A 20,862-nucleotide genomic window follows, 5' to 3' on the forward strand; every position below is an offset into this window, starting at 1 on the left:
GGTTTGAAGTGATCCTGATTCTATATCATTGGTATTCAAATCTTGGGGAGGTATACTCTTTTTGTACTGTATGAATGCCGAAGGTTATCGGGTTGGGGGCATAATTCAGATATCTTGCTCATTTCAGGTTGCTTAAAAGAATGTGGAAACCCTCAGTATTCGTCTTGATCATGTATCTCATTTTTTATGATTATCGCATCTCTATTTCATATCTCATTAGTAATAGATTTACCTTAAAATCTGCTCTATGGCCTAGAAACTGGTGTAGAGAATATTTATTGCTCCTTCACCGGAGGTTAAAGATCGGCTTTGGATTTATAAACTTTACTGGGGAAAAAGGGGGTGTTTGTTACACTCTTCAGTGAGATACAATATTTATCAATAGGCTATCAACAATCATCACGAATTCAGCATGGGCAAATACCGTATCCTGCATGAAGTATTCAGAAGTTTTAGACTTGGTGAAGACATCCCGGAACTATACCTCATCCAAACTCATATGCGTTGATTGCATCCTTAAAACTGGATTTTAATAGGTTTAATCGCTTTATCTGATCTCGAATATAAATAAGGAACCTCTTTTAAGATAAAAAAATAAATTTTAGTCTCAATGCACATCCCCTTCTCCTTTTCAAAAAAACTCGGACTATACTTTGCTATCTGCATGACACTCTTAATTCCAGCGGTAACTGGCGATTATCCCGAAATTGAGTCTCCGACAACAGATCAGTATCGGATTGGGGTCCTTCTCCCTGCATCAGGGGACAGTGCCATGGACTTTTATGAGACTCTGAACTGGACCGTTGCCGGTTTGGAAAAGGAAGGTGTTGGAACCATAGAACTCGTAGGTATTGATACCAGTACGGTTCCTACAAGAGAAGCAGCCCTGAAGATGCTTGCCGACCCTGATATCCGGGTGGTCATTGGTCCGGCAACAAGTGATGAGGTCTTTCAGATAGCACCTGATTTCATTGCTGCAAAGAAGATCCTCATTACTCCGTCGGCTACATCAGGAGAGATTGCTGACCTGTTTGGAGAGTCAGGATATATCTGGCGGACAACTGGTGGTGACAGGATACAGACTCAGCTCATCATGGATCTGGTTGCTGAACGGGGAACTCACACGGTATCTCTTATGTATGAAAATAACACGTATGGGAAGACATTCGCAGATTGGGCAGAGTATTATGCAAATGAATCCGGAGTTGTGCATATCGAATCAGTGCCTTTTTCCCATGAACTGGATATTTCCAGCCTTTTGAACAATATCATATCAAAAAAACCTGATTATCTGATTGTTGCAGCTAGAGGATCCATTGCTGCAGAGATTGCCCGCTTTGTTAAGGCACAAAACAGTACTGTACAATTATTCTTTACTGATGCTGGACGTTCAGATACATTTCTCACAACTGCCGGAGAATATGCGGAAGGGGCTGAAGGAGTAAGTCCTACAGCAGATAAAAAAACCGGATTTTTTGTATCCTACCAAAAAGCGTTTGGAAAGATGCCCTCCGATTATGCAGCTCTTACCAGGGATGCCCTGATTTTGGGGATTGCAGCTCTTGCGAGAATGGAGGCAAACCCTTCAGAAGAGCCTGGTGAGTATTTGACATCAGTGGTTCAGGGGAGTGACATGGTAACTCCCTGGGATGATCAGGGAACTGCACAGGCAATAAGAATAATCCGTGGCGGATATCTCCCTGATCTCTCCGGTGCATCAGGAACGCTCGATTATGATACAAGGACCGGGACAGATCCCCTGACAACATGGTATGTTCACTGGAGGGTGGAGGAAGGTGAATTTCTCGCTGATTCGTACATCTCCGGATCAAGGGAAGACAGGAGGGAAACGGATAAGATAAAGCAACCGATGCAGGATCTCTCTGCTTTTCTAAATACTACCGAAGATAAAAGAGCAGAAATATCCTTTGTGTATAACGGTGAGAAGGGGGATTTCGGATTTACTGACCAGGCATATCTGGGTATCCTGAGAATCAGGGATGACTTTAACCTGACCGTTCATGAGATATATACCGGAGATACCGGCGAGGAACCTGACCCGGTATTCAATCCATTAACCGGAAAGAAGGCCAGTGCTGTGCTGATGCTCGGATCATATATGGCTGAGTATGCAGAACGGGTAGCAGAGGAGTACCCTGATATTCCGGTCATGGTGATTGATGCTGATCCAATGTCGCTTCCCCATATCAGGACTGCTTCATTCTCGATGTATGGAGCCAGTTATCTTGCCGGAAGACTTGCTGGAGACCTGACAAAGACTGGACAGATAGCAGTAATTGCCGGGAGAAAAGCCCAGGTTATTGACAGTTTCACAGACGGGTTTATCAAAGGAGCTATAGATGAAGATCCGACGATTGTGGTGAATATCACCTATATTGCTGATGATAACTCTGGATACCATCAGCCGGAGAAGGGAGCTGCAATTGCAATGGATATGTATCGAAACGGAACAGACATCATCTTCACGGTAGCAGGAGCGTCAGGTCTTGGAGCGGTATCAGCAGCGAAAAAATCGCAGGATCTCAAGATTATCGGAGTTGATTCGGATCAGTCATATCTCGGGCCGGGAGTTGTTATCGCATCGGTGGTAAAGAACCTTGATCCGGTTGTATATTGGGAATTATCCGAAGCACTGAACAGGAGGTTTACACCCGGCCTTGTTGAATACAATCTTACCAATGATGGATCCTCTTTAGTGATAAACCCAAGGTTTGGTGACTTTTCTAAAATAATAGAGAGCAAAATGAACGAAGCTGTTCAGCAGGAGATAAAGGCCGAATCTACCTGAAGCTCAGAGGATCCGGTTCATGAATATGTTCCATAACATTCTTTATTTTTGTTTTTTCTCGGTAATATCGACATTATTTACTTTTCTTCAAAAGAACGATTTTTCGAAATCTTTAGATCTACTGGATTTCGCCTTACCAAAACGGACTGATTCTGCATAAGCACGAATATCCGGATACATTCCGTTTATCCGTTCGGCAAGGTTCTTCCCTCCGAGCCGGTATGGGGCAGGACCAAGGAGCAGGATTGGTGACACGTTTCGCTCCGGAACCTGGTATAAGGTCTCACTGGTATCGATGCAGGAGAAAAATCCCTGGGGATCACCAACCTTTGGAATACCGGCCTCCTGCTCAGTCCCTTCTTTTGCATCTGAACCGGGAACCGGATGAGAAACGAGATTCCGGAAAGTCTGAACCCGGTTCATCACCTCCTCCCTTGTCATTCCATGGAGGAGAAAGAGCATCCAGGGATCTTCATCAAGTACCTCAGCAAGGAAGTACCATGCAGCAGCAACATGAATGCACGGATTCTGATCATCAGAGCAGTGACAAAAAGCCCGAACACTCCGGTAATGATCAGGAATAAGAAATATTTCTTTCTTTTCCAGTGTATCCACAAGATCGCGAGTGAATTCTCCGATTATGAGTGATCCGGTCAGTGCAGCATCATGGGTAATGGTTTCAATAACCATATCCCAGACCTCGGTGGAGAAACGAGGGAATAATAATCCTACGGGTCTGGCTGATGATCCAGTACAAAGAATACCCATACTCACCTCACCAGGACCGAACCGGATATTATTCCCAAACCCATTCCTCGCACAATGCTTTCCCCGGCTGAGTCGTCCGTTCTCACCATAGTCCTCAAGGACCGAGACAAACCGGATTGTCCACCAGTTCTTGCCAACCGGCCCGTGCTGGCTCTGTAAGCGTATTTTTTTACTGATCGGGAGGGTGCCCGGAATCTGCCACCAGATCTTTCTCTTCATTCCTCATCCTCCCCGGAGAGTACCGCATCACGGAGTGAGACGATATCCAGTAATTCCTCTGTTGACAGACTGGTGAGGAGATCCTCTCCCTGTGCCAGAACCTCCTGACCCAGAATTCGTTTCTCATTATTGATCCGGTCAATCTGTTCTTCAAGCGTTCCGGCGGCGATCATCAGATGAACCTGAACATTCTGCCGTTGTCCGATCCGGTATGTCCTATCCGTCGCCTGGTCCTCAACTGCCGGGTTCCACCACCGGTCAACATGGAAGACATGGGTTGCAGCGGTCAGGTTCAGCCCGGTACCTCCGGCTTTTAACGATATCACAAAGAGTGATGGCTCTTTCGATGACTGAAACTCCCTGACCAGTCGTTCACGCTCTAGCCGGGGAGTCTTTCCGGTAAGGAGTAATACTGGCATTGAAAACCTTTCCCGCAGAATACCTGCAAGATACTCTGCAAACGTCGCATACTGGCTGAATATCAGGGCAGAATCTCCTTCTTCGCTGACCTCTTCCAGCATCTCAAGAAGTCGGGAGACTTTCCCTGACCGTTCGGGCAGAAATCCTCGATCATGGATGAAAAGGCCGGGATGATTGCAGATCTGTTTCAGCCTGGTGATGGTCCGGAAGATAACTCCTCGTCGTGCCAGTCCGGTTACCGTCTCAAGAGACTGTGCCATATCCTCGACAACCGCCTGGTATAACGTCGCCTGTTCATGGGTAAGCGTGCAAAACACCCGTGATTCCATCTTCTCCGGAAGATCAGCAATCACCGCCTTATCGGTCTTCATTCGTCGCAAGAGGAACGGCCTGATAAGCAGACGAAGTTCAGTGGTCCCATGCCGGTCTTTTTCTGTTCCTGACAGATGACCATACCTTGACTGAAATGCATGCTGGGATCCCAGGTATCCGGGATTTAAAAAGTCCATGATTGACCAGAGTTCAAGAAGACGGTTCTCCACCGGTGTTCCGGTCAGGGCAATCCTCCGGTCAGCAATCAGCTCCCGAATTGCCTGTGACTGGAGCGTATTCGGATTTTTTATATTCTGGGCCTCATCAAGGATAACAGCTGACCACCTGACCGGTGAAAGGTGATCAATATCCCGGCTTGCCAGGTTATACGTGGTCAGAATAAGGTCATACTGGCTGATGAGCCGGAAAAATTCATCCCCTCTGCACCGGGAGATTCCATGATGGATCCAGACCGAAAGAGAAGGAGCAAACCGTTTAATCTCTCGTTCCCAGTTTCCGGCAACTGACATGGGGCAGATGATAAGAGCCGGAGCCAGGTCTGGATCATGCTCTTTCAGGGATAAGAACCATGCAATCGTCTGAATTGTCTTTCCAAGGCCCATATCATCGGCAAGACAGGCCCCAAATCCCCGCTCGGTACATCGAAGGAGGAATGCATGTCCTGTCTCCTGGTATGGCCGGAGTGTCCCGTTCAATGCTGCGGGGATTGGACATTCGGCAGCATCCTGTGTTGACCGGAGCATGGCAAGGATATCTTTTGTCCATTCATCGGTTCCCCTGACCTGAACGGTGATCGGACCATCAAATCCTCCGACCGACAGTTGGATGAGATCTCCTGCCTGTGGCTTTCCCCGGATGTATCGTCTCTCAAATTGTGTGAGTGCAGTGGAAAGGGCACCTGCATTCCCAAAGATCCATCTGCCCTTCACTTTGATGATCGGGGTTTTCTGTTTGACTGCCTGCCAGAACTCTTCAGGAGATACTGATTCATCACCAATAGCAATCCGGTAATCAAACGAGATTAGTTCAGATATCCCAAGCATCCCGTCCCGGTGAGCCGGACCTTTCTTGCGGGCGCCAAGTTCAATCCGGGGTCTGTACTTCTCATCGGTCCACCATGACGGGAGGATTACATCTACTCTTTTGTCTTTTACGGCAAGAACCTCGGTAGTCAGAAAGGTTGCTGCATCAGCAAGTGGTATCTCCGCGGTTGTCGGATTTGAACCTGACAGGCAATCTTTCAGAACCGGTGATACTGACACGGCCCGCGAAAGTCCGGTAAGGAGTTCCTGGATGAGGACCGGACCAGGGGGAAGCACTCCACCGGATTTGTCAGGAAGGTTCCAGATCGTCTTGGCCGGGATAAGGAGGTCAGGATCCCCTTCAGATCGTATACAGAGCCGAATCGTCCAGGGTTCCAGATCTTCACCGTCTGGTTCCTGCACGATGATACAGGTATGAAAGGGGACAGACCCTTCTTTCCGGAACAAAAGCCATTCATCCATCTTTTCTGCAAACACTGGATCCAACTCATGATCCTGTATATTGAGGTCTTTTCCGGTGAGGGAAGCCATGAAGGCAAGGGCATCTTTTTCATGCTCTATCATCCGCTTTCCTGGCCGGATAGAAGGTGGATGCTTTTTGAGTGCCTGTTTGATTATGGTCTCCATCATCCCGGAGAGAGCAGCAAAAAGAAATTCCTCTGGGTTTGGGAGTGGCTTTTGAATTCTCTTCTGTTCAGAGGCAAATTGCATAATTGGCGGCATTGCGGCTGCATACCGGGCCAGCCATGAGAAATCATCAGGGAGAAGTGCCGGAGTCCAGCTGATCTGGTATCCTGATGAAGTCTTTACGAGGGCTGGTTTGAATTTTCCATCCCTGACCAGAATACATGCTGATTCCAGCAAGCTAATAAGATATGTGACCGTGTCTCCGATGTGGACATCCGGTGATGCCTGAAGAGTGGTGAATGTTTCAAAAAAGGTTTCGTACGGGATGATGAGAACCGGAACAGTATATCGGGAGAGTGGTACCTGTTGGTGTCCGGTTTTGGAATTATTGGTATCAGAACTCCCTGATCTGGGTTCTGGTGCATGGATTATCCAGTATGCCCGACTGGCCGAATGGAAAGAATGGCCGGTTATCGTATGGATCGTCTCGGCAAGTCGATAATGAGGGAGAGCAGGAGGATAGATATCAGAATGACTGAGAGTTATATTCGGGGCTGGTTTATCTGATCCGGATTCTCCAAATAAGGCAATGCCTGAAATCCGGGGATATATGAGGCCATGCAGGATAATTGGTGGCTTAGTCTCTGGATATGTGTCAGGCTTTTCCTGGTGTTCCGGTACATAGCCCCTCTTGAGTTCCATCTGTTCTCTCACCTGTTTCGTCCGGGGAAAGATACATGTGTGGGTATGGGAGGTTCGGAGCTGAACTGGTATGGGTAGATGATTTATAAATGGATTTTGGTGAATACTTTTTTTTCAATGACAGGATATTTATGTGAGAAATTTCTTAATGACATATCATTCTGCATTATGAACGCTTGCAAAATTATCCGGCCATATTCAAGAGATGAAATATTAGCAATCTTAAAAGAAAAAGCCACTTATCTTGAGCGGGATTATCATGTCCAGGAGATTGGACTTTTTGGCTCAATTGTTCGGGGAGAAGGAACTGATACCAGTGATATTGATATTCTGGTCACATTCTCAAAAACTCCAGATTTGTTTACATTTGTGAGATTGGAACAATATCTTTCTAGTATATTCCATATGAAGGTTGATCTGGTTTTGAAAGATTCGTTAAAGCGTCATATTGGTGAACATATCTTATCAGAAGTGGTGTATGAATGAAACGTGATTTTCAGGACTACCTGGATGATATTGGTGATATGATCCACATCATTCTGGAATTCACTGATAATATGTCATATGAAGAGTTTTTAGAGGATAAAAAAACACAATTCGCTGTAGTTCGGGCATTTGAGGTAATGGGTGAAGCAGCGAAGAAAATTCCTCTAGATATCAGAGACAGGTACCCCACAATTCCCTGGGCTGAAATGGCCGGAATGAGAGATAAGTTAATTCATGAATATTTTGGAGTCAATTTTCAGATAGTTTTCAAAACGGCCAGAGAAATATTACCAAGTATTTCGAAAGATTTTGCTCTGGTAAAAACCAATATCTTTTCTATCGAGCAGGAATAATTATCTACTAATACCCTTCTGTGTAACCTATATTCCGATGGCAAGGTACAGATTCCATGTGTTGGGTAGGGGAATGTGGGATTTTTATTCTTGTCGTCTGCGAGGAATTATGAAAAACATTATCTCTGGATGTTTCATTCTCACCATTCTCCTTATTGGCGGTGTTTTTGCCGAAGATACCAATGATAATCAAACCATTGGCGAACCATGGATGTTGAATAACGAATCGGCACATGCCATGATAGAACTCTATGCTGCAGATCTTCGTATGATTGAAGACGGTTTTGGCTCCCTGATCCTCAAAGATGCGAGCGAAATTGAAGATTTCATGATTGCGACCCAGGATCCTGACGGAAAGATCGATGCCCTTCTTGATACGATTGATGCTGCGGTGAATGAGAGTGAAGATGCAACTGCAGAGTGGGCAACATTGTACTCAGCATATGATGCCCTGAATGCATCCGGTCTTCAGATGCTATCAACCTTTGAGGCACATAATCTCACACCGGCAGAAGATGAAGTTGTAGAATACAAAGATGCTGCAGTAGACCTTATCAGGGTATTTGATAACATCATTGCCAGATTCATCGATAAAAACGCAATCGGTGAAGATAGCTTCAGACTTCTCTTGTATACTCATCTGTTGGGTGCTGTCAATGCACAGGAAGGATATGTACTGACTGCAGATCCGGCCCTTATTGATCTCTATACTGAAAAGATGTCAGCATTTGATACCGATGCAGCATTGTTTGAGTCACGGTTTGCAGAAAGTTCCATTGAAGACATCAGGGAATTGAAGCAGAAAGCAGATGGTGTTGTTCAGGAATCTATGACAAATATGACCGAAAACGGATCTGAAGCGGATATGTCTGCCCTGATTCCGGTTGTCATTGAGATCATGGACGGATATAAAGAGACAACTACTTTATAACCTTTTTTCGTTCTGAATGTAATGCTGCGTATTCGTTGCAGTTTAGGGGACGATAAAACCTTACATTACATTCTAAATATGCATTTACTCGCTATTAACGCGAATAACTCAGTAATACGCTCTACTCGAATGATTGATTGGTTGATTTTTATAGTATTCTTCAAGCAGAAGGATATACGATTTCGCTTTAATATTGGATGCTAATGATTACGAGGAATATTCTTGGGTGACATTTGTGGGATATCCGAATTCTCATGAGTTATCAGGATTCGGAGTTATTTTTTCTCTCATTTCCAATTTCAGTCGATTTTTCCGATTTCCTTGTACCTTGCTATGAGATCTGATTCATCTATAGTGCAGTCGATTAACAAAAAAAAATCTTCTTTCGAAAGTGAGATCTGTCGTGCCATTACTGAAAGCAATGCATCGCTCATCTCTCTTTTTTCATGACTTACAAAGGTAATAATGTCAGTATCTTTGCCCTGATTTGAAAAAATCAAATATCTATGATGGGTATTTTTACATACGAATCCTTTTTTTAAAAGTGCTTTAACCACTTTTTCACTCTTTCTTGAGGTCACGAAACCTCAACCAATCTTTTTAATAGTTCACGAAAAGCCATGCCTGATTTATGAATATGAACCGGTTCCGCAATTACAAACTCTTCATATAGGATATATATCTGCTCCTGAATAATCCGAATTGCTTCTGGGAGAGATGAATGATGGGATAAGAGATGAAGGAGATCATTTGAAAGAATATATTCGTTGCTCTCATCATCAAATACTATTGATATCTTCACCGGTTCTTTCAGGGTGTACGCAACGTTTTCTCCACCAATGCCAGAATCGATGAAAATAAAACCTTGTTCAAAATATAGGGGGGTTCCAGTCATATCTGTGACAAGAGCTCGATGAGGTGTGTGGTCTGTTTGGATCATACCTATCCTGATAATTATGATTTGTATAGTGTCATTATATATTCTCGGTAAAACTCTTCAAGATCAGCCAATGTTGTATGATATCCATTGAGCCATTTTATGACGTAAATGTTCAGTCGCTCTAGGCTGACACAAGATTATGAGAGAAATATATCTGTTGATCCAAACATTGGTACCATTTGGTATCCATGGCAGATTACGGAACGCTGAAACCGTTTCTCCAATGACGTTTACGCCATTTTTTACGAATTGTAGATATATTACTTCTGATGAGAGTTATCGCTCTTCCAGTATCAGAGTCTCGATCAAAAAATCGCGAAAATAACTGAGATTATAACAATATTTGAAGATTTCATATTGTATTGCCCTGCATAACGTTTAGAATAAATGAAATGAAAAGATATGTTCCATACACCTGTTTTTATCTCCGGGGATATGGGAGTGTCGTGAAACCCCGGGTTAAATGCGTTTGAAGGGACGTTTTTCACAGTAAGCCTGGTCTGTTCTACCTTCGGAACTCATACCGGGAATAAGAGGAACATATGCAGATTATCAGATTTCATCATTCATTTCCCGGTGTCAATGATACACTCAGTAAATAATTGCACAAATACATAATTCACACATACATTTATTTACACTGTGAACTAATTTGTATAGGTAGATGACACCGATGGTTAAGACTCCTCAGGAGATAGCTGCTACAGAGATACTACAGTTGTTTCTCGAATTCCAGGTGATCATGAAGATTGCCTTTCCCGATCTTTCCGGGATGCAAGAGGCAAAGTACCGGTTACTCGGTATCCTGGAAGCTCAGGGAACAAAATCCATGTCAGATCTCTGTGGGAGTATGTTTATCTCAAAACCATACATGTCACGATTGGTAGAACATCTGGTTTCTGAAGGATTAGTCGAACGGATTGTTGATCCATCGGATCGGAGAGCAATGAACATATCCGTAACCGATGAAGGCAGAAAAGAACTTCGAATGCTTCTTCAGAATATGCGAAATAACATCATCCCATTCATTTCAAAATTATCCTCCTCTGATTTGAAGAGATTTTGTGACGCAAGCAAAGAAATTCATACCATCTTTTCGATTTTCACCGACAGGTACGATCAATCGGCCTGGTCATTCTACACCCTTGATAAAAAAGATTCTCCATAAGTATCAAACCGGACTGTTCAGACCTACCACAGACGAACAGCCCGGTTTTGAAATGGTCCCTGCCATTTTGGCATTACCTTAAAACTGTCAGATTTCAAGATTTCCGCCCCACAGATCAGCATGGACGGAAATAATGTGAGACCACTAGTATGATAATCGCACATACCCAAAAAGCATTTCTCATAATGGGCATAGCCCTTATAGCAGCATCGTTTATGGCAACTCCGGCTCTTGCAGGTACAAAGTACCTCGCTGGTTCACCAAATCTTACCATTTCCATCTCTGGAACAAATGAATTTACTCCTGGTGAAACGGTAGGTCTTGATGTTCGCATACAAAACGACGGTCTGAATCAGATGAAAATGGTCCAGTCTGGTATTGTTGAACAGGATGATCTTCCGAGTACGGCAAAAATGGTAACTGCAACACTCCAGTCTGGTGATGCACCCGTACTGATAAAATCTGATGCCCAGATGATCGGGGACGTAAAAGGATCTGAAAACGCTATTGCCTCCTTTCAAATCCGGATAAAAGATGACGCGAAAGCCGGTATGTATGACCTTCCGATTACCATCAGATATACCCATCTGGCACATGCAGAGCAACAGGGAACAGACAGTGTTACCTATCGGTACCAGGAACAGATGAAATCCCTTATCCTTCCATTATCGATGAAATCAGCGATTAATACTGATATTATCAAAGTGACTCCTGAAGAGATACATGCCGGTGGTTCCGGGTATGTTACCCTTAGATTGAAAAATACCGGCAGTGATGTGGGAGAAAAGGCTGTTGCAGAGATTATCAGAAGTGGTAATTCCCCGGTTGTGCCGGTTGATGGAATGGTATACCTCGGAACCTTTGCTCCTGGAGCCGAGATGGATGCAAAATTTAAAGTATCGGTGAGTCTGGATGCAGAGCCACAGCAGTACCCGCTGAAAGTTCAGGTACGGTATGAAAATACTGACGGCGAACAGATGACCACTCCGGAAGAGGAGATTGGTATCCCGGTTTTGAAAAAAATCGCTTTTGAAGTGACTGGAGATGATTCCATTGTAAATCCGGGTCAAAGTCATGTTATTGAAGTTCCGTTCAAAAATATCGGCGAATCTGTTGCGTACCATGCACAAGCCAGGATTAGTGCAGTAGATCCTTTTACCAGCAATGACGATCTTGCCTATCTTGGTGATATCGGTCCTGGAGAAACAAGCATTGCAAGATTCAGGGTTACGGTTGGATCTGATGCAACCGTCAAGAATTATGCACTTGATTCAGAAGTCCGATACCGTGATGCACTGGACACCAGCAGAATTTCAGATACCATTAAAGTGCCGGTAACGGTTGAAAAACCATCAGGACCGGGTATGCTTTCAAACCTCATCCTGCTCGTAGTCGCTTTTGCAGCAATCATCGGTGGAATTCATTTCTTCCGGACAAAAAAACAGGGACAAAGGGTCTGAAAGAATTCTGGGAAAAGACCTATGCCACCTATTTTTAGTCGGCTTGCCGATGTTGTAGTGGACCATCCGAGATTGTTATCTGGTTGTATCCTTGTTTTCATGGCCGTATCACTCCTTGGTATGACCATGATCTCGATGGTGTCTGGAAATGACACCTATATGAGTCCCACTTCAGAGCGGGGTATTATAACTGCTCATTATCAGGACACGTTTCAGCAAAACACTCTTGTTTTGCTGTATGAGTCTGGGACGCCGCTCAGTCCTGATCAATTACAGTATATAGACTCCATACAGGATCCAATCGAAAATCTGCCGTATGTTTCGTCCGTTTCTCAAATTACGAATGTAATCAAGGAAAAAACATCTGGGGTGCTTCCAAGTAACAGAGCGGAAATTGATGAAGTAATACAGACTCTCCCCGAATCAATTGTAAAGCAGTACATTCCATCGCAACTTCTTTCAATGGGAATGATTACTCTTGATCCAGGGCTTACCCTTGATCAGAAAGAAAATGCCATAGAGAATATCCGTTCCTTTATTGCAAGTACAACAGTTCCACCAGGACTGACCATTCAGCTCACCGGTGAAGCAGCGTTTTCCCAGGAGATGGAAGATGAACTGAGCAAATCCATGGGAACTCTCATTATTGCAGCACTTATTCTGATGGTTATCGTTGTAGGGCTTCTTTTTACCTATGTGAGCCACCGGTTCCTCCCGATCCTCATTGTGACTCTGGGTCTGCTTTTCACCTTTGGTCTTATGGGAATGGCACATATTCAGGTCGGGATGTCAGTCGTGTCTGCATTTCCAATTCTCCTGGGACTGGGAATAGATTATGCAATTCAGTTTCAATCAAGACTTGAAGAGGAGAGCAGAACCAATCCATTGTCTGTTGCAGTGAAAACAACCATCATCAAGACCGGTCCGGCGGTGCTCTTTGCGATGCTTGCAACAACAATGGGATTTATGGCAATGTTTATCTCTCCGGTGCCGATGATCCAGTCATTCGGACTTGTTGCCATCATCGGGGTTGTCGTCTGTTATCTTACATCGTTAATCGGCATTCCATTATTTGCACTCGTGTTTGGGTACAAACCGAAAGGAGCAGGAAAATCCCGTCAGTCGGAAATAATTGATCTGTCTCTTTCAAAGATTGCGGAGTGGGTAGCAAAACGACCAGTTCCAATCCTTCTTCTCGTGGTAATGGTAGCGTTCATTGGTATCCAACTGGATCCAAAGATTCCAATAAATACCAATGAACAATCGTTTGTTCCGGGGGATATGCCTGCAAAGGTCACAATGGACAAGGTTTCCCGGACTATTGGATCAACTGATCCGATTGCCATTCTGGTGTATGGATCTGATGTCATATCTCTTGAATCCATTCAATGGATGGACAGATTTACGAAATATCAGGTGGATTCTCACTCCCAGCTGACAAATGCAGTGAGTATTGCTGATTATGTAAAGATGTACAACAATGGAACCATCCCTTCAACCAAAAGTGAATTAACAGGTGTCTTAGAGCAGATTCCGGAAGAGACTCAGAAACAGTTCCTGAACGGGCGTAATGAAGCGATAATCAAGTTATACACCATTAAACTCGATACCCCACAAAAAGGAGAATTACGAAAACTGGTCGAAGCGGATTTGGAATTTGTTTATCCGCCTCCGGGTATTAAGACCAGAATTGTGGGTTCGTTTGAATTATTTACAACCCTTATCCGTGAACTGGTGGAGAGTAAAGAAGCGATGACCTATCTTGGATTCCTTCTTGTCGTTGTATTTCTTGGGGTTGTGTACCGGAATATTAACGCAATTACTCCAATCATTCCTATTGTCGCAATTGTCGGCTGGAATGCGGTTGCGATGTATCTTCTGGGTATTGACTACAATATCCTGACCGCATGTCTTGGTTCGATGACCATCGGAATTGCATGTCAGTATACAATTCTGGTTATGGAGCGGTATATAGAAGAACGGGAATCCAATGATGACGTGATAGAATCTATAAAAAATAGTGTCCGGAAGATAGGTTCTGCAATCCTGGTTTCAGGTCTTGCAACGTTCTTCGGGTTCTCGGCTCTTATCCTCTCGACATTTCCCATTGTGAGTAATTTTGGACTGAGTACCATCATCGCGGTGTTCTTTTCACTTATCGGGGCGGTTATTGTAATGCCAGCAGTTCTTGTATTACTTGACCAGGTAATCCACAAAGTAGAGAAGATTGAAGATGATGTTTTCTCTCATTCTCATTCTCATAATTAATTTTTCGATGAACGTCTTCGTCGGAACGAAAATTTCCTCCCAAAAATAATTTAACCCTCTATAATCCGGTACACTCCTTTTGGTACCCGGATCTCAAACCTGGCCCCATTTCCGGGAATTCCTGTCTCCTGAATAGTGATACCGGTGAGAAGCAAAATTTCTCTGACCAAAAAAAGACCAAAACCTGTGTTATTCCCGACTCCATGTTCAAATATAGAGTCTTTCTCTTCATATGGAATACCCCTGCCATTATCCTCCCAGATAATGATGAGCCCTCCGTCAGAATTATATGCCGAAACCCGGATGTCAGTAACATAATCCCCATGCCGGATTGAGTTATCCAGAAGGTTGAAGAACACTTTTTCAAGCATGGGATCTCCGTAGAGAGCGAACCTGCACAAGTCATTGAGATAATGAATATTGACCGGCAAAACTGACCTGGGCATAACCCGCTCCAGAATAAACCATTGTGGTTCTTGTGAACCAAGATTTTGATATACTCTGGTAAATTCAATATGGGACTGAATATCATCAGTTGCCATTTTAATAATTCTGAGATATTCAGTGAGTTTGGGACTGGCATATTCCAGGTCTGCAAGAGACAGATAGGTAAAAATGACAGATACTTTATTGAGGATGTCGTGTCTGGTAACGCTTGTCAGAAGACTTAACTGATGATTTGCAACCTTGAGGGCTTTTTCAGTATGTTTTCTTTTTGAAATGTCCCGGGTAACACCCACAAGGCCGATAAACAGTTCATATTCTGTATAGATGGGTTTTATCATGATCTCTGTACAAACCCTGGTCTGATCCTTGCGGATGAATTCTAATTCAACAGTTGATTTATCAGTGATTTTTTTATTTTCAAGTAGCTGATCTAACCACTCATAATGATGATTTATAATCCTTTGATATGATTCAGGAGTGAGAAGATCCCGAAATGTCATGGTTCTGATTTCTGCAGGACTAAACCCAAGCATATCGATAACCGAAGGAGAAACATAGGTAATTCTCATCCGTTCATCGGTGGTCCATATAACATCATGCACATTATCTGCAAGCAGCCGGTATCGTGCCTCGCTATCCCTGATCTTTTCTTCTGCTTCTTTTTGGGTGGTAATATCCTGATCCACTCCGCAGTATCCGGAAAATATTCCGTGTTCGTCAAATACCGGAGTTCCACATGTATTCAGGATTACACATCTTCCATTCTTATGACTGTTGAGATTAATAAAATTAGAAAAGGATTTTTTTGAATCAAAGATTTCCCTGGCCATTTCAACCTGTTCATCACGAACTGATGGATCAAAGAGATCAAAAAAACGAATCTTTCCAATCAGGTCATCCGGATGGTATCCCATGATGCTTTCAACAGCAGGGCTCGAATACGTATATATCCCGTCAGCATCGACTTCCCAGACCCAGAATCCTGCGTTCGTGGTTGTTGCAAGGAACCGTTGTTCACTTTTCCGAAGTTTTATCTCACTCTCCCGAAAAGCACGTTCTGCTTTTCTGACAGGAGTAATATCCCGCATTGATACCTGTATCCCAGTGATTTTTTCCTCATGCTGAGTGGGGACTGCATTGATATTGACATAGGCATACTCTCCGTTCTTTTTCTGGATCTGGACCTCAAGGTTTGAAACAGATTCACCATTCATTGTTTTTTGAACAGCCTGGTAAAAATCTGGTCCGCTCGGTGAGAAGATTGTTTGAGCCCAATATTCTGCAGGTTTGCCAACGAATTCTTCAGGATCATATCCGATAACAGAATGAGCAGAGGGGGAGAGATATATGGAAAGAAACTCTTTGCTGATGAGGATTATCAGATCTGAAGAGCGCTCAGCCATGCTCCGAAATCGTTCTTCACTCTCTAATAGAGCCTGTTCCTGCTCTTTCAGCTGCTCATAACTGATCCTGAGTTCTTCCTCATTTGCTGCAAGTTCCTCATATGCTGCAGCAAGATCATCAGCCACCTTTTTCATCCCGAATTCAGCCATTTTCTGGGTATGAATCGGATGGGTGGTGGTGACGATGCCATTGATTCCTGGTGTGTCAAGAAGATTGAGACCAACAGATTCAACATACAGGTATGATCCATCAGCCTTTCTTATTCGGTATTCTGTGGGAATATGGTCATTTGTATTATTATGCACCTCCAGAAAATCTGACTGGACCTGATCTTTGTCTTCCGGATGAATGTAATCAAAAGCACATGTCCCGACAAGTGACCCTTCCGGGTATCCCAGAATTCGAGATGAGGATGGTGAATCAAAGAGGATAGTTCCGTCTTTGTCCAGGATTCGTATAATGTCTGATGAGTTTTGAATAAGAGAGCGAAACCTGAGTTCACTCTCCATGAGTGCCTTGCTGTCTTGTTTCTTCTGAACCGCAATCCTAATTTTGTGTGTTAATTCTTTAAATTGCGGTGCTGGTTTTCCTCCTTTCTGGACATAAAAGTCAGCCCCGTTATCAATCGCCTCTATGACCACCTCTTCCCGTCCTCGTCCGGTATAGAGAATGAATGGGATCTCAGGATTTCTGCTCCGGATCTCTTTTAAGAGGGTAATACCGTCCATACCTGCCATCTGGTAGTCTGAAACGATGGCATCATAATGTTTTTCAGAGAGTAATCCGAGTGCTTTAAGGCCGGAATCTGTAGTCTCGACGTGAAATCCCAGGTGCTCCAGATATGCTTTTGTTGCCTGGAGAAGAAGGGGTTCATCATCAACGTAAAGGATTGTTAAAGGAGAAGTAGACATGAGTTTGGTATGATATACCTCTCCATCTGAGATGTTAACCTTTAGGGTGAAAACTAGGAGGCATTCATAAAAATCTTTATGTCGATTCTTTCCGGACCAAAATGGACCAGAGAAAAAGTTCATGAGTAATAACCTTTTTTGAGACTAAAACGAAATGTTAACCACTCGTTGGTTATTTATCCTTTCCTGATAATATGAAAGATACTACTGTGCAACGGATATACTACCAAAAGCAGAATGCCCTTGAAATCTGAAATAAGCGGCAATTATTTGGAGAATTTTTGTTATCTATGGATGAACAGAGACTTTGTATCCTCTATGTTGACGATGAGGTTGAACTATTAACTATTGGAAAACTCTTCATGGAGCGGTTTGGCAATCTCTCTGTAGATACTTCTCCTTCGGCAGATGAGGCTCTTGTAAAGATTGCCAGTAATTCGTATGATGGTATCGTTTCAGACTACCAGATGCCAGGTATGGATGGCATCGGGCTACTCCAGGAAGTTCGTCAAAAGTTTGGTGATATTCCTTTTATTCTCTTCACCGGCCGGGGGAGGGAGGAGGTGGTTATCCAGGCTATCAATCATGGAGCTGATTTTTACCTGCAGAAAGGAGGAGAACCCAAATCACAATTTGCCGAGTTGGTACATAAAATCCGCCAGGCTGCACGAAGAAAAGATGCTGAACGAGCATTAAAAACATCGGAAAAACGCTTCTCTGATATCATAAATTTTCTTCCTGATCCCACCTTCGCTGTTGATGTCTCTGGAAAAGTGATTGCATGGAACCGGGCTCTTGAAAATTTGACCAAAACCTCATCTGCTGATATTATCGGAAAGGGGCAAGATGCATATAAATATGCTATCTATCGATCTACCCGCCCTGTCCTGATTGATCTGATCGATGAACCTGATGATGTCATTCTGCAGTACTACTCGAATATTGAGCGGGACGGTTCATCCCTTACTGGCGAGACTGATTTCATCCATATTGACGGTTCTCATCTCTACATTCTTGTAAAGGTCAGCAAGCTCTTTGATCAGTCTGGAACGATAACAGGAGCCATAGAATCAATCCGGGATATCACGCAACTAAAAAAAGCTGAAGAAGATATACGCAAAAGTGAGGAACGATACCGGTCGGTTGTTAATGACCAGACCGAAATGATAGCCCGGTTTACCCCTGAAGGAGTTATCACCTTCACAAATGAAGCATATCGACAGTATTACGCTCCACGAATTGGTCTGCATCATCCGGTTGGCAAAAATATCCGGGATATCATGGAGATTGATAATTACGCTGCTGTTGAAAATTTTTTACAATCGCTTACGCCTGATGTTCCTACCCGTGAGATGGAGAGAATGGTTCCTGGAAAAGACGGGAATATGTACTGGCAGATATGGACAGTCAGGGCACTATTTGATGAAGTTGGTCAGGTATCAGACTATCAGGTGGTAGGTCGGGATATCACTGAAAAAAAACAGGCTGAAGAGAGGCTGAAGGATGCATATGAACAGATAGCAGCTGATGAAGAAGAACTTCGGGAAAAATTCGAGGAATTGACCGATAGTGAACGAATGGTCAGAGAAAGTGAGGAACGACTCATTCTGGCTCAGGAGATTGGCAGGACTGGTGCATGGGAGTATACTATTCAGACCGATTCTATCTGGGGATCTGCTGAGGGTCTGGCTATCTTTGGTTATCCTCCGGTTGCAGGCAATTTTCCTATTGAGGATATTGAATCCTGTATTCCTGATCGGGATCGGGTTCATCAGGCACTTGTGGATCTCCTCTCTGATGATATTCCGTATGACATTGAATATGTCATTCATCCGGCTGATGGTTCAGCGGAGAAGTATATTCATTCACGAGCAAGATGTGAGCGAGATGATCAGGGGAATATTATCCGCGTTCTTGGGGTAATTCAGGACATTACCGACCGTAAAAAAGCTGAGACTGAAATTGCGTTTAAGAATGCAATACTAAAGACCCAACAGGAAGTTTCTCCGGATGGGATTCTCATTGTCGATAAAAATGGGAAAATTCTAGAATATAATAAAAAGTTCCAGGAGATATGGGGTATCCCTGATGATCTGTTATTATCACGAAGTGATGATCCGGTTTTAACCTCTATTTTAGATTCTGTTGTTGATTCTGAAGAATTTCTTTCACGGGTCAGATATCTGTATGCACACCCTGAAGAGAAGAGTTTTGAAGAGATAAATCTTCGCCATGGAAGGGTATTAGAACGTTTTTCTGCCCCAATGTTTGGAGATAATGGGGAATATTATGGACGGGTCTGGTTTTTCAGGGAGATTTCTGGACGAAAACGGGCAGAACATGATCTTTTGGTAGCGTATGAACAGATTCAGGCATCTGAAGCCATGCTTCAGAAAAATTACCAAATGTTGTTATCAAATGAACAAGCGTTACGTGAGAGTGAGAAAAGGTTTCGAATCCTTTTTGAACTTGCACCGTACGCCTGTATATTGTATGACAAAAGAGGGTTCTGCCTGCTCGTAAATGACTATCATGAAAAGATTACCGGATATGTAGCAACTGAAATAGTCGGGAAAAAGGCCGAAGAATTAGATATCCTCTCCCCTGAAGACCTTCATGACATTACTCATGATTTGAACAGACAGAGATATGTGGATGGGAAGGAAGTAATTATCCGGATAAAAGACGGAACCCAGAAAACCGTGGTCATATCTGCAGTATATGTTGAATATCGGGGAGAACCTGAGATCCTCGCAACGATGGCCGATATTACTGACCGGAGGAGAGTTGAAGATTCACTCAGGCGAAGCAACGAGCAGATTACCGGGATTGCAAATACGATTCCTGGCATTGTCTTCCAGTTTAATGCAAAAGACTCTGGAGAATTCGGACTAACCTATGTGAGTTCCAGAGTTGGCGAAATCCTGGGAATTTCCGGAGAAATTTCGACCTTCCTTACACAATTCCTATCTGGTGTTGCGCCAGAGGATCAGGAACGGTTTTTATCGTCTTTAGATCAGGCGGTAAAAACAGAATCAAAATGGGAGTTTGAAGGCAGGTTCATACGATCTGACGGGCGGATTATTTATTTCCGTACTATGTCTGCTCCGGTCAGGGTGTCTGATGAATTGTTGTTTAGTGGGGTTATTCTTGATGTAACTGCTGAAAAAGAGGCAGACAATTCGTTACAGTCAGAAAGGAAGTTCTCTCAGCTGTTACTTGATATCTCACCGGTATTTATTGTTGCTATCAATGGGAAAGGGAAAACCCTGATGATGAACCGGATGCTTCTCGATGCACTGGAATATTCTGAAGACGAAGTGAAGGATAAGGATTACCTGAGCACCTTTGTCCCTGCAGAAGATCGGGAGCGTGTTTCTGACATATTCCGTCGGATTGTGAGAGATTCGTCTGCAACCCTGAATGAAAACAGGATTGTGAGTAAGTCAGGGAAGGTATACCTGGTGGAATGGCGTGGAAGACCAGTCCTTCTTCCTTCTGGGGAACTTGATTTCTTTGTTGGAATCGGGATTGATATTTCCCAGAGAAAATAGAAAAAAAAGGATTTTTTAA

The 20,862-nt window shown here is 43.6% G+C and carries 13 protein-coding genes; 8 read left to right on the forward strand and 5 right to left on the reverse strand.

The annotated features are described in order from the left end of the window. The first annotated feature begins 664 nt into the window (after positions 1-664). A complete protein-coding gene (locus KSK55_RS13185; RefSeq protein WP_218607226.1) occupies positions 665-2,809 on the forward strand; it encodes a BMP family ABC transporter substrate-binding protein in 2,145 nt (714 codons plus the stop codon). An 87-nt stretch (positions 2,810-2,896) separates the two neighbouring features. On the opposite strand, the gene KSK55_RS13190 is transcribed toward KSK55_RS13185, so the two are convergent. Together KSK55_RS13190 and KSK55_RS13195 are read right to left on the reverse strand one after the other, a co-directional pair. Continuing rightward, positions 2,897-3,796: an SWIM zinc finger family protein gene (locus tag KSK55_RS13190; protein WP_218607227.1), complete on the reverse strand. Its 900-nt coding sequence runs from the start codon at positions 3,794-3,796 to the stop codon at positions 2,897-2,899. Next, entirely contained in the window at positions 3,793-6,921 is a 3,129-nt protein-coding gene (locus KSK55_RS13195) for a DEAD/DEAH box helicase (protein WP_256664023.1), read from the reverse strand. The genes KSK55_RS13190 and KSK55_RS13195 overlap by 4 nt, the downstream gene beginning before the upstream one ends. 168 nt (positions 6,922-7,089) lie before the next feature. On the opposite strand from KSK55_RS13195, the gene KSK55_RS13200 reads away from it, so the two are divergent. The 3 genes from KSK55_RS13200 to KSK55_RS13210 all read left to right on the forward strand — a co-directional run bounded on the left by KSK55_RS13200 (position 7,090) and on the right by KSK55_RS13210 (position 8,691). Further along, positions 7,090-7,407 (forward strand): nucleotidyltransferase family protein, encoded by a 318-nt coding sequence (locus KSK55_RS13200; RefSeq protein WP_218607228.1) that lies wholly within the window; start codon positions 7,090-7,092, stop codon positions 7,405-7,407. Continuing rightward, on the forward strand, positions 7,404-7,760 hold the full coding sequence (locus KSK55_RS13205; RefSeq protein WP_218607229.1) for a HepT-like ribonuclease domain-containing protein: 357 nt from the start codon (positions 7,404-7,406) through the stop codon (positions 7,758-7,760). The genes KSK55_RS13200 and KSK55_RS13205 overlap by 4 nt, the downstream gene beginning before the upstream one ends. A 109-nt stretch (positions 7,761-7,869) precedes the next feature. After that, entirely contained in the window at positions 7,870-8,691 is an 822-nt protein-coding gene (locus KSK55_RS13210; RefSeq protein ID WP_218607230.1) for a hypothetical protein, read from the forward strand. A 299-nt stretch (positions 8,692-8,990) separates the two neighbouring features. On the opposite strand, the gene KSK55_RS13215 is transcribed toward KSK55_RS13210, so the two are convergent. Both KSK55_RS13215 and KSK55_RS13220 read right to left on the reverse strand, forming a co-directional pair. Continuing rightward, complete coding sequence (locus KSK55_RS13215) at positions 8,991-9,272, reverse strand: type II toxin-antitoxin system HicA family toxin (protein WP_218607231.1); 282 nt, start codon at positions 9,270-9,272, stop codon at positions 8,991-8,993. Beyond that, positions 9,269-9,631, reverse strand: a complete 363-nt coding sequence (locus tag KSK55_RS13220; protein WP_218607232.1) for a hypothetical protein — start codon at positions 9,629-9,631, stop codon at positions 9,269-9,271. The genes KSK55_RS13215 and KSK55_RS13220 overlap by 4 nt, the downstream gene beginning before the upstream one ends. Positions 9,632-10,295: 664 nt before the next feature. Here KSK55_RS13220 and KSK55_RS13225 point away from each other — a divergent pair. The 3 genes from KSK55_RS13225 to KSK55_RS13235 all read left to right on the forward strand — a co-directional run bounded on the left by KSK55_RS13225 (position 10,296) and on the right by KSK55_RS13235 (position 14,527). Next, a complete protein-coding gene (locus tag KSK55_RS13225; RefSeq protein WP_214420651.1) occupies positions 10,296-10,799 on the forward strand; it encodes a MarR family winged helix-turn-helix transcriptional regulator in 504 nt (167 codons plus the stop codon). Between the two features lie 149 nt (positions 10,800-10,948). Then, on the forward strand, positions 10,949-12,259 hold the full coding sequence (locus KSK55_RS13230) for a COG1361 S-layer family protein (RefSeq protein WP_218607233.1): 1,311 nt from the start codon (positions 10,949-10,951) through the stop codon (positions 12,257-12,259). Positions 12,260-12,280: 21 nt separating this feature from the next. Next, positions 12,281-14,527, forward strand: coding sequence for an efflux RND transporter permease subunit (locus KSK55_RS13235; protein WP_218607234.1), 2,247 nt, complete (start codon positions 12,281-12,283; stop codon positions 14,525-14,527). A 50-nt stretch (positions 14,528-14,577) separates the two neighbouring features. Here the strand turns inward: KSK55_RS13235 and KSK55_RS13240 are convergent, their stop codons facing one another. Continuing rightward, positions 14,578-17,289, reverse strand: coding sequence for a hybrid sensor histidine kinase/response regulator (locus KSK55_RS13240; RefSeq protein WP_218607235.1), 2,712 nt, complete (start codon positions 17,287-17,289; stop codon positions 14,578-14,580). Positions 17,290-17,579: 290 nt separating this feature from the next. On the opposite strand from KSK55_RS13240, the gene KSK55_RS13245 reads away from it, so the two are divergent. Then, the gene (locus KSK55_RS13245) at positions 17,580-20,843 is read left to right on the forward strand and encodes a PAS domain S-box protein (protein WP_218607236.1); all 3,264 of its coding nucleotides are present in this window, start codon (positions 17,580-17,582) and stop codon (positions 20,841-20,843) included. The last annotated feature ends 19 nt before the right edge of the window (positions 20,844-20,862 follow it).

Origin of the sequence: Methanospirillum hungatei (assembly GCF_019263745.1) — an archaeon.
GTDB classification, from domain to species: domain Archaea; phylum Halobacteriota; class Methanomicrobia; order Methanomicrobiales; family Methanospirillaceae; genus Methanospirillum; species Methanospirillum purgamenti.

Coding starts and splice junctions, on each gene's coding strand:
- KSK55_RS13225 (WP_214420651.1), top strand. CDS start 10,296: ATGACACCGATGGTTAAGACTCCTCAGGAGATAGCTGCTACAGAGATA.
- KSK55_RS13185 (WP_218607226.1), top strand. CDS start 665: ATGACACTCTTAATTCCAGCGGTAACTGGCGATTATCCCGAAATTGAG.
- KSK55_RS13210 (WP_218607230.1), top strand. CDS start 7,870: ATGAAAAACATTATCTCTGGATGTTTCATTCTCACCATTCTCCTTATT.
- KSK55_RS13240 (WP_218607235.1), bottom strand. CDS start 17,289: ATGTCTACTTCTCCTTTAACAATCCTTTACGTTGATGATGAACCCCTT.
- KSK55_RS13205 (WP_218607229.1), top strand. CDS start 7,404: ATGAAACGTGATTTTCAGGACTACCTGGATGATATTGGTGATATGATC.
- KSK55_RS13245 (WP_218607236.1), top strand. CDS start 17,580: ATGGATGAACAGAGACTTTGTATCCTCTATGTTGACGATGAGGTTGAA.
- KSK55_RS13230 (WP_218607233.1), top strand. CDS start 10,949: ATGATAATCGCACATACCCAAAAAGCATTTCTCATAATGGGCATAGCC.
- KSK55_RS13195 (WP_256664023.1), bottom strand. CDS start 6,921: ATGGAACTCAAGAGGGGCTATGTACCGGAACACCAGGAAAAGCCTGAC.
- KSK55_RS13220 (WP_218607232.1), bottom strand. CDS start 9,631: ATGATCCAAACAGACCACACACCTCATCGAGCTCTTGTCACAGATATG.
- KSK55_RS13190 (WP_218607227.1), bottom strand. CDS start 3,796: ATGAAGAGAAAGATCTGGTGGCAGATTCCGGGCACCCTCCCGATCAGT.
- KSK55_RS13200 (WP_218607228.1), top strand. CDS start 7,090: ATGAACGCTTGCAAAATTATCCGGCCATATTCAAGAGATGAAATATTA.
- KSK55_RS13235 (WP_218607234.1), top strand. CDS start 12,281: ATGCCACCTATTTTTAGTCGGCTTGCCGATGTTGTAGTGGACCATCCG.